Source organism: Dyella thailandensis, from assembly GCF_050749815.1.
In the GTDB taxonomy this organism is placed as follows: domain Bacteria; phylum Pseudomonadota; class Gammaproteobacteria; order Xanthomonadales; family Rhodanobacteraceae; genus Dyella_A.
The window spans coordinates 1,822,341-1,834,849 of sequence record NZ_CP192735.1 but is presented as its reverse complement, the minus strand read 5'-3'; the positions used below and the strand labels follow the sequence as shown (position 1 = coordinate 1,834,849).

General features: G+C 70.5%; 13 protein-coding genes. 5 read left to right on the top strand and 8 right to left on the bottom strand.

Annotated elements, in window-relative coordinates; translation table 11 throughout:
• Positions 1–43 precede the first annotated feature (43 nt).
• Positions 44–502, top strand: a complete 459-nt coding sequence (locus tag ACQVBX_RS08550) for a hypothetical protein (protein WP_431637932.1) — start codon at positions 44–46, stop codon at positions 500–502.
• Positions 503–515: 13 nt separating this feature from the next.
• Here ACQVBX_RS08550 and ACQVBX_RS08545 read toward each other — a convergent pair whose 3' ends face one another.
• From ACQVBX_RS08545 to soxR, 7 genes are all read right to left on the bottom strand, one after another.
• Positions 516–1,952 (bottom strand): nitrilase-related carbon-nitrogen hydrolase, encoded by a 1,437-nt coding sequence (locus ACQVBX_RS08545; RefSeq protein WP_431637930.1) that lies wholly within the window; start codon positions 1,950–1,952, stop codon positions 516–518.
• The gene (locus ACQVBX_RS08540; protein WP_431637928.1) at positions 1,936–2,517 is read right to left on the bottom strand and encodes a TetR/AcrR family transcriptional regulator; all 582 of its coding nucleotides are present in this window, start codon (positions 2,515–2,517) and stop codon (positions 1,936–1,938) included. Before ACQVBX_RS08540 ends, ACQVBX_RS08545 begins: the two co-directional genes overlap by 17 nt.
• Positions 2,518–2,577: 60 nt before the next feature.
• Complete coding sequence (locus tag ACQVBX_RS08535; protein ID WP_431637926.1) at positions 2,578–3,084, bottom strand: methylated-DNA--[protein]-cysteine S-methyltransferase; 507 nt, start codon at positions 3,082–3,084, stop codon at positions 2,578–2,580.
• Positions 3,081–4,577 (bottom strand): AlkA N-terminal domain-containing protein, encoded by a 1,497-nt coding sequence (locus tag ACQVBX_RS08530; RefSeq protein ID WP_431638141.1) that lies wholly within the window; start codon positions 4,575–4,577, stop codon positions 3,081–3,083. Before ACQVBX_RS08530 ends, ACQVBX_RS08535 begins: the two co-directional genes overlap by 4 nt.
• Before the next feature lie 527 nt (positions 4,578–5,104).
• Positions 5,105–5,599 carry a YybH family protein gene (locus ACQVBX_RS08525; protein WP_431637924.1) on the bottom strand — a complete coding sequence of 165 codons (495 nt, stop codon included), beginning with the start codon at positions 5,597–5,599 and terminating at the stop codon, positions 5,105–5,107.
• A gap of 82 nt (positions 5,600–5,681) precedes the next feature.
• Positions 5,682–6,116 (bottom strand): barstar family protein, encoded by a 435-nt coding sequence (locus ACQVBX_RS08520; protein WP_431637922.1) that lies wholly within the window; start codon positions 6,114–6,116, stop codon positions 5,682–5,684.
• 75 nt (positions 6,117–6,191) lie between these two features.
• On the bottom strand, positions 6,192–6,650 hold the full coding sequence (gene soxR / locus ACQVBX_RS08515; protein ID WP_431637919.1) for a redox-sensitive transcriptional activator SoxR: 459 nt from the start codon (positions 6,648–6,650) through the stop codon (positions 6,192–6,194).
• Positions 6,651–6,758: 108 nt separating this feature from the next.
• Between soxR and ACQVBX_RS08510 the strand changes: the two genes are divergently transcribed.
• The 3 genes from ACQVBX_RS08510 (at position 6,759) to ACQVBX_RS08500 (ending at position 8,302) form a co-directional block, all read left to right on the top strand.
• Entirely contained in the window at positions 6,759–7,112 is a 354-nt protein-coding gene (locus ACQVBX_RS08510) for a hypothetical protein (RefSeq protein WP_431637917.1), read from the top strand.
• 31 nt (positions 7,113–7,143) lie between these two features.
• Positions 7,144–7,791: an HAD family hydrolase gene (locus ACQVBX_RS08505; RefSeq protein WP_431637914.1), complete on the top strand. Its 648-nt coding sequence runs from the start codon at positions 7,144–7,146 to the stop codon at positions 7,789–7,791.
• A gap of 79 nt (positions 7,792–7,870) precedes the next feature.
• On the top strand, positions 7,871–8,302 hold the full coding sequence (locus ACQVBX_RS08500) for a DUF3429 domain-containing protein (RefSeq protein WP_431637912.1): 432 nt from the start codon (positions 7,871–7,873) through the stop codon (positions 8,300–8,302).
• A gap of 128 nt (positions 8,303–8,430) precedes the next feature.
• Here ACQVBX_RS08500 and ACQVBX_RS08495 read toward each other — a convergent pair whose 3' ends face one another.
• The gene (locus ACQVBX_RS08495) at positions 8,431–10,695 is read right to left on the bottom strand and encodes a S41 family peptidase (RefSeq protein ID WP_431637910.1); all 2,265 of its coding nucleotides are present in this window, start codon (positions 10,693–10,695) and stop codon (positions 8,431–8,433) included.
• 134 nt (positions 10,696–10,829) lie between these two features.
• Here ACQVBX_RS08495 and hutU point away from each other — a divergent pair, with 134 nt between their 5' ends.
• Positions 10,830–12,503, top strand: coding sequence for a urocanate hydratase (hutU, locus tag ACQVBX_RS08490; protein ID WP_431637908.1), 1,674 nt, complete (start codon positions 10,830–10,832; stop codon positions 12,501–12,503).
• Positions 12,504–12,509: the final 6 nt, after the last annotated feature.

The following is a 12,509-nucleotide window of genomic DNA, read 5'->3' as shown; positions in this document are numbered from 1 at the left end:
TCAGCGACACCACAACGGGCCATGATCGCGCATAGGTGTGACGATGACATCTCGTAAAGTTTTCGCCTGCTCGCTGACGGCGTCCGTTCTTGCGGTCGCCGCGATCGGCACTGCCTGGGCTCGCCAGACCCAGCCGCCCGTGCCGCCCACACCGCCGCCGCGTCCGGTGCTGATCCAGCCCACGGCGGCGCAGCAGCGCTTCCGCCAGGCCGTGCAGCAGAGCCAGGTGCGCGACCAGTTGCGCAAGAGCGAGGTAGAGCACCAGCTGCGGCAGGAGGCGATCGAGCGCACGCGTCGCCCGGCCCTGAATCGCCCGGCTTCGAGCAGCAGCACCGCCAACGATGCGCAGGTGGACAAGGCCGAGCAGGCGCTGGATCAGCTCTACCGCGCGCAGCAGCGCGATCGCGTGCAGCGCTACAGCGATGCGTTGCTGCCACAGCCGGTGCCGCAGGTCAGCGAAGGCAGCGTGCCGGCGCGCAGTTCCAGCAGCGGCGGCCGCTGAGCGCTCGCCGCCGCTAAGTGCGTGACGTGTTCCCGCGCCGCGGCGTCACCGCCGCCACCAGCGCCGCGGCCAGCGCGGCCATCCCCAAACAGACGAACCAATTCCCCCAGCGCGCATACAGCGTGTGCGTATCGCGCAGCGGCAGCGCGCCGATCAGCTCGGCATCGTGCTGCTCGCTCGAGGCCTCGGCCACCACGCGGCCGCGGTCGTCGCTCAGGGTGAGGCGCCCCGAGCGCGCGGCGCGGGCGATCGCGAAGCCGCTCTCCACGCCGCGCATGATCGCCATGCGGCCGTGCAGCCAGCCGTCGATGCTGAAATCCCACGCCGGCACCAGCAGCAACTGCGCATCGCGCGCCGCGTAGGCGCGGCCGATGTCGTGGAAATCCATGTCCTTGCAGATCGCCAGGCCGATGCGCGGCGTACCCGGCAGCATTCGGTAATCGTCACCCGGCGTGTACTGCTTCTCGAAGCCGGGAATCAGGTGGTGCTTGGCGTAGGTGGCGGGCATCGCCGCGCCCGGCACAAAGGCCATCGCCATGTTGCGTTCGGCCCGCGGCTCGCCGGTGAAATCGATGCCCGCGTCCACGATCAGGCCGTGGCGCTGCGCCGCGTCCGCGAACGCGGGGAGCGTCGCGTCGCCGGTCGCCAGCACGGTCTCGGGCAGCACCACGATCTGCGCGCCGGCGGCCGCGAGGCGATCGATCGCCGCCACGTAGCGCGCCTGCAGTGCCTGTCCCGCGGCATCGCGCAGCGCGGGGCGAATGGGTTTCTCCAGCGACACCAGGCCCACCCGTACAGTCGACGCGGCCGGAGCCTGCAGCCGCCAGACGCCGAATCCCAGCGCCGATCCGAGCAGCACCACGCCCACCGCCGCCACCGCGCGACGACCACGCGCCGACACCTGCGGCGCGGCCAGCACCGCCAGCACGGCCGGCACCAGCAACAGCGCAAAGCTGATGCCCCACAGCCCGGTGAAAGCGGCCAGCTGCAGGATCGCCAGCGCATCCATCTGCGTGTACGCGATACTGCCAAACGTGCCGTGCGGCGAGAGCTGCGTGTTGATGTATTCGATCGTCACCCACAGCGCCGGAACCGCCAGCGCCGCAGCCACGGGGCGCTCGCGCACCAGCAGGCGACGGAACAGCAGCACGCAAAGCGCCAGCGTCACGCCGGGCCCGGCCACTGCCGGCACGATCGTCGCCAGCGGCAGGCCGATATAGCCGTGCAGGTAACTCCACTGGTTCAGGCCGCCCAGCGCGTACGCCGCGAATGCCGCCAGCGCGGCCCAGCGCCGGCGCACCCACGGCGCGAGCAGCAGCACCGGCAGCGGCGCCAGCCAGGTCAGCCACCACTGCGGCGCCAGGCCGCTGCCGAACCACCAGCCCGGCGCCGACAGCGCCACGGCGGCCAGGCCCAGCGCCAAGCCCTTGCGATCAAGCCTTGATGCCATCGATCACCCTCCGCAGCGATGCGAGATAGAAGGCGCGGAACTGCGCCTCGTCGTAACTGAAGCGACCGGCGCGATACAGCACGATCAGGCCGTGCGCCTGCGCCCACAGCGTCATCGCCACGTCCCACGGATCGTCCTTGCGCAACACCCCCTGACGCATGCCCTCATCGATCGCGTCGGCAATCACGGTGAGCGTGGGCGACTGGCGCTCGCGGAAGTCTTCGGGGAACCGACGCGCGTCGTCACGTCGCAGCGAGAACGCGTGATCGAACAGGTGCGGGTTAGCCAGCGCGTAGTCGAGGTAGGGCGTGAGCAGCGCCAGCAGCCGTTCCAGCACGTCCGGGTGCGTGCCGTGCGCCGCCCATTCGTGCGCGATCGCCTGGAAGCTGTCGTCGGACAGACGCTTGAGCAGCGCCTCGCGATTGGGGAAGTGGCGATAGATCGCCATCGGCGTGATGCCGACTGCGTCGGCGATGCGGCGCATGCTTACCGCCTCGGCGCCGCCGCGCTCGAACAGCTTCAGCGCAGCGCGCAGGATCTTGTCGGATGTGGAAAGGCGAGGCATGTATACACTGTATACGTGCCAGTTTCGCAGCGTCAATGTGCCGCTCGGCACACCGCGCCCTCAGCCGCCGAACAGGTCGCCCTGCGCCACACGCCGCTCCATCGCCAGCAGGTACTGCTTCACCGGCAGGCCGCCGCCGAAACCGGTGAGGCTGCCGTTCGCGCCGATGACCCGGTGGCACGGCAGCACAATGGGTAGCGGATTGCGCCCGTTCGCCGCGCCCACCGCGCGCACCGCCTGCGGCTCGCCGATGCGCCGCGCCACCTCGCCGTAGCTCTGCGTGGCGCCGTAGGGGATGTCCGCCAGCGCCTGCCACACCGTGAGCTGGAACGGGGTGCCCACCGGATGCAGCGGCAGCTCGAACACCTGCCGCGTGCCGGCGAAGTACTCCTCCAGTTGCTCGCGCGCAAACTGCACCGCCCGCGGCGCGCGCACCCAGTGCGGCGCAGCGCGTTTCGGGTGCCGCTCGTTCTCGAACCAGATCTGCCGCAGCCCATGCTCGTCGGCTACCAGCCGCAGCGGGCCGACCGGCGAGGGCATCTCGTCGAACCAGATCGCGTCGCTCATCGCTTGGCTCCGGTCGCCACGGCCGCCTCGCCCACGCTGCGCCACAGATGCATCACCGCGTACGCGCGCCACGGCCGCCACGCTTCGGCACGCTGCTCCAGTGCGCGCGTGCTCAGTTCCTCTCCGGCCGGCGCCGCCGCGCGCCGCAGGATCAGGTCCGCCGCGGGAAACGCATCGGGGTGGCTCAGCGCGCGCATCGCCATGTAATGCGCGGTCCACGCGCCGATGCCCGGCAGGGCCACCCAGCGCTCCACGAACGTGTCCAGCGGCTGCTCCGGACGAAAGTCGATGCGCCCGTCCAGCAACGCCTGCGCCACCGCACGGATCGTCGCGATGCGCGCGCCGGTAATGCCCAGCGCGCCCAGGTCCGCCTCGGCCAGTTGCGCCGGCGTAGGGAAGATCCGCTCCAGCCCCGGCAGCGGCGCCTCCACCAGCGGCGTGCCGAAGCGCTGCACCACGCGCGAGGCCAGCGTGCGCGCCGCGGCCACGCTCACTTGCTGGCCGAGGATCGCGCGCACGGCAATCTCGAAACCGTCCCAGCCGCCGGGCAGGCGCTGGCCCGGGTGCTTCTTCGCCAGCGGCCCCAGCACCGCATCGCGCTTGAACACCGCGGCGATCGCCTGCGGCGAGGCATCCAGGTCGAACATGCGGCGCAGCCGCGTTACCACGCCCAGCAACTGCGCCGGCGCCACACCGTGTAGTTCCAGCCGCAGCGCGTGCTCGCCTTGCGGCCACGCGCTCAGCCGCAACCATGAAGGCTGCGCAGGGTCGCCGAACACGCGCGCGTAGCTCGCCTCGTCCACCGCCTCCACGCCGGGCAGCGCACGGCCGCGAAGGAATGCCAGCAGCGCGGTGAAATCGTATGGCGGTCGGTAGCCCAATCGCAGCACCAGCGGTGCACCGGCCGGCGCACGCGGCTGCCGGCGCAGCTCGCGTGGCGGCAGCCGGTTCGCCTGCGCAAACGCTGCGTTGAACCGACGCAGGCTGCCGAAGCCCGCCGCCAATGCCACCTCGGTCACCGGCATCGCCGTCTCGGTCAACAGTTGTTTGGCGAACAGCAAACGCCGCGTGGTGTGCACGCTCAGCGGCGGCACGCCCACGTGCTCCACGAACAGCCGCCGCAGCTGCCGTGCGCCGAGATCGACCCTTGCGGCCAGCTCATCCACCGAGCCGGTCTCCAGCGCGCCGTGCTCGATCAGCGTGAGCGCCCGCGCCACCGCGTGCCCACCGCGCTGCCAGTCGCCGTTGCCCGGCGCCAGCTCCGGTCGGCAGCGCAGGCAGGGGCGGAACCCGTCCGCTTCCGCCGCCGCCGCGCTCGCGTAATAGCGCACGTTGGTGGGCTTCGGCGACGGCGCCGGGCACACCGGCCGGCAGTAGATACGCGTGCTGGTGACGGCAGTGAAGAACAGGCCGTCGAAGCGCGCGTCGCGACTCAGCCGGGCGCGTTCGCAGGTGCGCGCGTCGGGCAGTGCAGGGGGCAGGGGAGTGTCCATGCCGCGCAGGCTAGCACCGGCTCGGCGGACGAACTCGCCGTTTTCGGACATGGATGCTGGGGTGGGTGGTGCTTCTCCGGTTGGGGCTGCCCTTCGACTTCGGCGCGGTGCGCCTACGCTCAGGGCGAACGGTTTTTTGGGAGTGGGCGCTTCGGTTGATAGGCATGGCCGACTCCAGGGCCTTCAGCGCTTCCGCTGCGCGGGTGAAAGCGCGTCACGCGCCGTCACCTCACACCGTTCGCCCTGGGCGTAGGCGCACCGCGCCGGAGTCGAAGGGCCTGAAACCCCAAGCGGACCGGCATCTCCAGCTACAACCCCAGCGCGCCCCCGCATCTGCACCTCGCGCAAACGCTGCCACCCCTCCGCATCCGTCGGGCGCCCCTCGTCACCCCCAGCGAACTGCACCCGTCGAGCCCCATCACGCCCGCGCCACTACCCCCCAACCGTTCACCCTGAGCGTAGGCGCTTCGCGCCGAAGTCGAAGGGCCCGAAACCCCACGCCACCCGGCTCTTAATCCCAAACCCAACTACAACCCCAGCGCACACCCCGCATCCACACCGCGCGCAAACGCCGCCAGCCCCTCCGCATCCGCCGGGCGCCCCTCATCACCCCCGTCGAACTGCACCCGCCACGCCCCATCGCGTCCGCGCCGCCACACCGTGCTGAAGTGCCCGATCGTAGTGTGCGCCTGGCCATCCTTGCCGTGCGTGGTGAGCACGTACGGGCCGCTGGACAGCGCCAGGCGACCGTCCGCGCTCAGCACCACGTGGGCCGGCTGCCAGTCCAATTGCAGTTCCTTGCCGGCGACGATCGGCGCCCACGCCGCGGCAATCGCCGCCGCGCCGCGCACCGGATGCGTGGTATTCGCATCGAACACCGCGTCATTGGCAAGAAAGGTTCGGAACGCCGCCGCGTCGTGCTCACGCACGCTGCGCGCGAACGCCTGTTCGCGTTGCCACACCTGGCAGGCGGGGGACGGCGTGGCCGTCGCGGTCATCAGCAAAGCAGCGAGCAGGATCATCGGCCGGACTCCTCAAGACGGTGTACGCGCGAGCATCCGCGCGCCGCTTGGCCGCCGCCAGTGCCGGGCGATGCGCGAGCGCTCAGGCGTCGATTGCCGCGTCGCGCGTCTCGTTATCCGGAAACTCCATGAACACGAAGAACGGCACGCCCCGCGCATGCCCGGCCCGCGCCATCTCCTCCAGCGCGCGGCGGCTCGCCGCGTAGGCTTCCGGGGCGGCGCGGCAGAACGCCACCGCGTGATCGAACAGCAGCACGCGTCCGGCGCCTTCATCGGCGCGCAGCGCCGCGTCCAGCTGCGCCCACGAGCCGGAAGCGGCCGCCGGCAGGCCCGCCTGCGTCGCGATGCGCTGCAGCGCGGTCGCCTCGTCGTGACAGTCGGCCAGATCGATGCGCAACAGTGCGAGCCCGGCGCGCTCGGCGTCGCCGACCAGCGTCACCGGATCATCCGGTGCCACCCGGTACACCCCGTCGCGTCCGGCATCGTGCAGGTCGATGCCCAGCACCCTGGTCGTCATCGTGATCTCCTTCGGCTGGTGGTCGGGCGATGATGCGCCAGCGCGCCGCCGTGCGCCAAGCCGATGCACCGCGCGCTACAGCGCATCGGCATCGAGCAGGCGCGGGCCGCTGCCGCTGTCGCCGAGTCGGTCCTCGGCGTTGCGCAGCGGGCACTTCTTCAGCGACAGGCAGCCGCAGCCGATGCAGCCGGTGAGTTCGTCGCGCAGTTGCGTGAGGCGGGCGATGCGCGCGTCCAGCTCGGCGCGCCAGTGGCTGGACAGGTGCTTCCAGTCCGCCATGTTCGGCGTGCGCTCGTCCGGCAGCTCGGCCAGCGCCGCGGCGATCGACGCCAGCGGCAGCCCGGTGCGGTTTGCCACGCGGATCACCGCCAGCCGTCGCAGCACGTCGCGCCGGTAGCGCCGTTGGTTGCCGGCCGAGCGCCAGCTGCGGATCAGCCCCTTGCTCTCGTAGAAGTGGATCGCCGACACGCTCAGCCCGCTGCGTTCGGCCACCTGGCCCACGCTCAGCGCCGGAGCATCCGATGCCTTGCCCATGCTCGACTTCACACGCTTGACCTCAAGTTAAGTTGAGGTCGTACCGTGCCGCAGGTCGCGCGTGCAGACAAGCCGCGCGCGTTTCATTCCCCGACCGAGGCACGATCCATGTCCACGTCTTTTTCCGCCGCTCCGCTCCCCTCGCCGATGCAGCGCCTGGCCGCGCTGTTCCACCCGCAGCACGCCCGCGGCGTGCTGTTCGACGGCCCCGCCCACCGTTCCATCGACGCTGCAGCGTCGCCCGCGCCGCTGCACGCCCATTTCGTGCTGCGCGTACGCCAGTTGCTCGCCGCCACCGACGAAGCGGCCCGTCAACGCCTGGAGCAGGAGGTGCTCGATCTTTCCGTGCCGCTGCACGCCGCCGGCCTCTTCGAGGTGCTGCAGATTGCGCATGCGCCGCTGGCGACCATGGTGGCCGACCACCTGGCGACGGCCACCGGCAGGGTCGCCGCGCCGGGTTAGCATGAGGCCCCCATCCACGACCCCGCGCTCCATGCCCTCCGCCACCGTACCGGCTGCACACCCCAATCGCCCCATCGTCGACACCGTGGTCTTCGACCTCGGCGGCGTGCTGGTGGATTGGGACCCGCGCTACCTCTACCGCACGCTGTTCGACGACGAGGCTGCCATGGAGCGCTTCCTCGCCGAGGTCTGCACGCCGGAGTGGAACCTGGCGCAGGACGCCGGCCGCCCCTGGGCCGAGGCGGTGGCCGTACTCAGCGCGCAGCACCCGCACCATGCCGAGCACATCGCCGCCTACCGCACGCGCTGGCTGGATACCTTGCGCGGCCCGATCCAGCCCACCGTCGACCTGCTTGGCGAACTGCGCGAGCAGGGCGTGCGCCTGTACGCGCTCACCAACTGGTCGCAGGAAACCTTCCCGCTGGCGCGCGAGCGCTTCGATTTTCTCGGTTGGTTCGAGGGCATCGTGGTGTCCGGCGAGGAGCAGCTGATCAAGCCCGATCCTGAAATCTTCCACCGGCTGATCCAGCGCTACGCGATCGAGCCGGCGCGCACGCTCTATATCGACGACTCACTCCGAAACGTCGCCGCCGCCGAAGCGCTGGGCATGCACGGCTGGCACTTCCAGGGCGCGGACGCCTTGCGTGCCCACATGCGCGCACTCGGCCTGCCGGTATAGCACCCGCCCTTGGGGCGGCGGGCGGCTTCGGCGATCATGGCCGGTGACGCCGGCGCGGTGCCGGCCAGGAGTTCCGGGCATGATCGATACCTCCAAACCGCCGCTGCCGCGCGGCATGCTCGCGCTAGGCTGGAGCGGCGTGCTGCCGTTCGCCGGCGCGCTGCTCGCCGCCTTTGTGTGGCCCGCCTGGGCCGGCTTCGCCGCGGCGGTGTTCGTGGCCTACGGCGCGGTGATCCTCAGCTTTCTCGGTGGCGCGCGTTGGGGCCGCGGTCTGGCCGGCGGCGTGTCGCCGCTGCGCTTCGTGGAAGCGGTGATGCCCAGCCTCATCGGCTTCTCCGCGCTGCTGTTGCTGCATGCGCCGATGTACGCGCTGGCCTTGCTCGCCGCCGGCTTCGCGATCTGGCTGGTGATCGATCAGCGCGATCCGCTGTGGACTGCCCCGTACCGGCGCATGCGGCTGGGCATCAGCCTGGTGGTGCTGGCGCTGCACGCGGGCTGGCTGCTGGTGTGATCGCCCACCGCGTGGCGTAGAACGTTGCGTGCACCGCGCGCATCACACCGCACTCGGCCCCCGCGCCGACCCGCCCGCACTCACCACCCCGCCGTCCTCACCCGGTGATCTCCACAAAAGCCAGCGTGTCACTTCGCGGAGGTCGCCATGCGCAGAGCGGCGTCCAGCACCTCGTCCTTCCCGGCGCGCACGCCGGCCACAGTCGGCTCGACCGGCACGTCCGGTGTCGTGCCCAGCGCCTGGTAGCGGCCGGTGCCGTCGTGGTGCGTCACCTTCATGCCGGTGAAGATGATGCCCATGCCTGAGGGCAGCATCATCGTGGCGATGTTGCCGTCCACGCCCGCCGTGGTACTGCCGATGAGCGTGCCCAGGCGCTCGTCCTGCACGTAGCCGGCGAATGCCTCGGCCTGGCTGATGGTGCTGCCGGCGATCAGGAACAGGGCGCGTGAGGCGAGGTGCGGGGGCGCCGGCTGCAGGTCCCAGCCGAGGTCGTCGTAGCCAGCGCGTTCGCCGAACGGCCCGACGTAGCGCGGTATGTGCATCCAGCGGGCGTGTTCGGGATGGGTGAGGAGATGCTCGAGCAGGCCCTGGGTGAGGCGGGAATCCTTCGGGTAGCCGCGGTCGTCGTAGATCACCGCACGCGCCGCCGCCAGTTGCGCGTAGCGCGGCGCGACGTCCTCCAGGCGCGCGCGCGCCAGATCGACGTACCAGACGTCCGGCGCCAGCTCGGCGACCGCGGCGGGGCGCGGTGGCTGCGGCGTCCGTGCCTCGCTGTAGGCGAGCGAGACCGTACTCGTGGTGCCGTCGGCATGGCGCAGCGAGAAGGCATGGGTTTGTCCGGGGACTCCCCAGGCCAGGGTCTGCAACGCCTTCCAGGGGCGTACGCCTGGCCGTCCCGACATGCGCGCCTGCACCGCGTCCGCCGCCTGCGGCATGGGCACGCCGTCCAGCGCCGTGACCACGTCGCCCACCCGAGCCTGCTGTGGCTCAGTGGTGGCGACTACCACCCACTGGCCAGCCACCGGCGCCAACTGCACCGGTAGGCTCAGCCGTTTGTGCACCGTGCTGTCCATCACCGTGCCATGGGCGTCCTGCAGCGGCGCCATTAGGCGCTGCAGCGCTTCCATCTGTGTCTCGCGTGAGGTTGCGCGGGCCGTGTCGGCGAGCGCGGAGTCGAGCAGCGCGTCCCATGGCCGCGTCAGCACCTCCTCGTAGGGATAGAAGTGCCGCAGCGCGCTCCAGGCGGCCACCGCATCGCCCTGGCGCACCGCCGTGCTGGCGATCGACTGGTGCGGGTCGGGCAAGGCGGCCAGTCGTGCCTTCAAAGCGCTCAGTGCCTCTGCCTGCGCGGGGGTCACCTTTGCCTCGCCATCGCCTAGGGTCAGCGCCACGCGCGCGGTTAAGCCGTCGCCGAGCGGGAACGTGGCGACGTGGCCAGGTCTGGGCGGGGCCGAAAATAGCGCGTCAGGGCCTCCGGCTTCGGCCAGCTGCAGATAGCCGCCCTGGTCGCCGTGCCACTGCGCGGGGCTCGTCTTGCCGTCGATCGCGCCAACCGGTATCCACCCGTGCCCGGGCGTTGCCGCCGCAGCGAGCGCGGGAAGCGGCAATGCCTTCCAGCCGCCATGGCCGTCGTCCACGGCAAGCTCAAGATGGCGCACGGCCACCGCCGACGTCGCGCCGTCGTCACTGGCGGTGAGCGTCACGCCCAGGTTCAAGGTCTCCACGTCCTGCGCCAACGTGGTCTGGATCGTGTAGGGATGCCAGGCCTGGTCCGGCACCTGCTCTTTCGCGGTGTTGCGGAAAAACGCCACGCTGTGGTTTGCACGATCGGCGCGCAGCCAAAGCCCCGCATGTTGTTGGGCCGCCTCTCGGTCCAGTGCGCGCAACTCGCCGCGAAGACGCACGGTTTGACCGCGCAGCGGCATCGCTGGCTGTTGCGTCGTCAAGCCGGTGAACGCCTGCGCTCCCGCGCGATGCGTCCGAGCGCCGCGGTACACGCTGCGCGGCGAAGGAAAGCCGAGGTAATGCCAGGCCACCAGCGGCGGAGTCTCGCCGCCATGCCACGCGGGCAACGGCGTGCCGCTCGCCGCGACGTCGATGCCCGGTCCCAGCGGCGCGAACAGCGCCTGCAGCGTGCCTTGCAACGCATGCGCATCGCGGGCCTGCGCGGCCTCGCCGGCACCGAGCACGGCCAGACGGTTCCAATCCACCTGTTGCGCCCCGTCGCCGGGATAGAAGTAGCGCACCAAGCCGTACAGGCGGGCGAACGCAGCGACCTGCGCGCGTTGCTGCACGCTCAGGGGCGCCTGTGCCTGCGGCGGCGCCCCCGCCGCTGCCGTCGTCATCGTTCCCAAGGCCGCCCATACCAGCGGCGCGCGTATCCACCATTGCATGCGGCTTACTCCTGTTGAGCCTGGATCGCCGAGCATACGCAATACCGCGTGCCAAGGCCCATGCCGCACCGCCCCTTTCCGCGCCGGGGCCGGCTCGCCACAATCGGAGCTTTCACCGGTTTTGCGAGATCGCCATGAACGCCCCCACCCGCATCGACACCACCCGCACCATCCGCGCGCCGCGCGGCACCGAGCTCAGCTGCAAGAGCTGGCTCACCGAGGCGCCGTTCCGCATGCTGCAGAACAACCTCGACCCCGCGGTGGCCGAGAACCCGGCCGAGCTGGTGGTGTACGGCGGCATCGGCCGCGCGGCGCGCAACTGGGAGTGCTTCGACGCCATCCTGCGTTCCCTGCGCGACTTGAACGATGACGAGACCCTGCTGGTGCAGTCCGGCAAGCCGGTGGGCGTGTTCCCCACCCACAAGGACGCGCCGCGCGTGCTCATCGCCAACTCCAACCTGGTGCCGCACTGGGCCACCTGGGAGCACTTCAACGAGCTCGATAAGAAGGGCCTGATGATGTACGGCCAGATGACGGCCGGCAGCTGGATCTACATCGGCTCGCAGGGCATCGTGCAGGGCACCTACGAAACCTTCGTCGAGATGGGCCGCCAGCACTACGGCGGCAACCTCAAGGGCAAATGGATCCTCACCGCGGGCCTGGGCGGCATGGGCGGCGCGCAGCCGCTGGCCGCCACCCTGGCCGGCGCCTGCAGCCTCAACATCGAGTGCCAGCAGAAGAGCATCGACTTCCGCCTGAAGACCCGCTACGTCGACGAGCAGGCCACCGATCTGGACGACGCGCTGGCGCGCATCGCCAAGTACACCGCCGCGGGCGAAGCCAAATCCATCGCGCTGCTGGGCAACGCGGCGGATGTGCTGCCCGAGCTGGTCAGGCGCGGCGTGCGCCCCGATGCCGTCACCGACCAGACCAGCGCGCACGACCCGGTCAACGGCTACTTGCCGCAGGGCTGGACGGTGGAGCAGTGGTTCGAGCGCCGCAAGAGCGATCCGGCCGGCACCGCCAAGGCCGCCAAGCAGTCCATGAAGGTGCACGTGGAGGCCATGCTCGCCTTCCATGCCCAGGGCATCCCCACCTTCGACTACGGCAACAACATCCGCCAGATGGCCAAGGACGAAGGCTGCGCCAACGCCTTCGCGTTCCCCGGCTTCGTGCCCGCCTTCGTGCGCCCGCTGTTCTGCCGCGGCATCGGCCCGTTCCGCTGGGTGGCGCTCAGTGGCGACCCGGAAGACATCTACAAGACCGACCAGAAGGTGAAGGAGCTGATCCCTGACGACGCCCACCTACACCGCTGGCTGGACATGGCCCGTGAGCGCATCAGCTTCCAGGGCCTGCCCGCGCGCATCTGCTGGGTAGGGCTGGGCCTGCGCGACAAGCTGGGGCTGGCGTTCAACGAGATGGTGCGCAACGGCGAGCTGAAGGCGCCGGTGGTGATCGGGCGTGACCACCTGGATTCGGGGTCGGTGGCGTCACCGAACCGGGAGACCGAGGCGATGAAGGATGGCTCGGATGCGGTGTCGGACTGGCCGCTGCTCAATGCGATGTTGAATGTGGCGGGGGGGGCGACTTGGGTGTCGCTGCATCATGGCGGTGGGGTGGGGATGGGCTACAGCCAGCACTCCGGCGTGGTGATCGTGTGCGATGGGTCGCGCGAGGCGGATCAGCGGATTGGGCGGGTGCTTTGGAATGATCCGGGGACCGGGGTGATGCGGCATGCGGATGCGGGGTATGAGGTGGCGATCCGTTGTGCTGAAGAGCAGGGGTTGAAGTTGCCGATGATTGGTTGAATTAAA

Excerpts from the sequence above, each read along its gene's own strand:
- ACQVBX_RS08500 (WP_431637912.1), top strand. The coding sequence starts at position 7,871 with ATGATCGATACCTCCAAACCGCCGCTGCCGCGCGGCATGCTCGCGCTA.
- ACQVBX_RS08495 (WP_431637910.1), bottom strand. The coding sequence starts at position 10,695 with ATGCAATGGTGGATACGCGCGCCGCTGGTATGGGCGGCCTTGGGAACG.
- hutU (WP_431637908.1), top strand. The coding sequence starts at position 10,830 with ATGAACGCCCCCACCCGCATCGACACCACCCGCACCATCCGCGCGCCG.
- ACQVBX_RS08535 (WP_431637926.1), bottom strand. The coding sequence starts at position 3,084 with ATGAGCGACGCGATCTGGTTCGACGAGATGCCCTCGCCGGTCGGCCCG.
- ACQVBX_RS08525 (WP_431637924.1), bottom strand. The coding sequence starts at position 5,599 with ATGATCCTGCTCGCTGCTTTGCTGATGACCGCGACGGCCACGCCGTCC.
- ACQVBX_RS08530 (WP_431638141.1), bottom strand. The coding sequence starts at position 4,577 with ATGGACACTCCCCTGCCCCCTGCACTGCCCGACGCGCGCACCTGCGAA.
- ACQVBX_RS08520 (WP_431637922.1), bottom strand. The coding sequence starts at position 6,116 with ATGACGACCAGGGTGCTGGGCATCGACCTGCACGATGCCGGACGCGAC.
- ACQVBX_RS08550 (WP_431637932.1), top strand. The coding sequence starts at position 44 with ATGACATCTCGTAAAGTTTTCGCCTGCTCGCTGACGGCGTCCGTTCTT.
- ACQVBX_RS08505 (WP_431637914.1), top strand. The coding sequence starts at position 7,144 with ATGCCCTCCGCCACCGTACCGGCTGCACACCCCAATCGCCCCATCGTC.
- ACQVBX_RS08510 (WP_431637917.1), top strand. The coding sequence starts at position 6,759 with ATGTCCACGTCTTTTTCCGCCGCTCCGCTCCCCTCGCCGATGCAGCGC.
- ACQVBX_RS08540 (WP_431637928.1), bottom strand. The coding sequence starts at position 2,517 with ATGCCTCGCCTTTCCACATCCGACAAGATCCTGCGCGCTGCGCTGAAG.
- ACQVBX_RS08545 (WP_431637930.1), bottom strand. The coding sequence starts at position 1,952 with ATGGCATCAAGGCTTGATCGCAAGGGCTTGGCGCTGGGCCTGGCCGCC.
- soxR (WP_431637919.1), bottom strand. The coding sequence starts at position 6,650 with ATGGGCAAGGCATCGGATGCTCCGGCGCTGAGCGTGGGCCAGGTGGCC.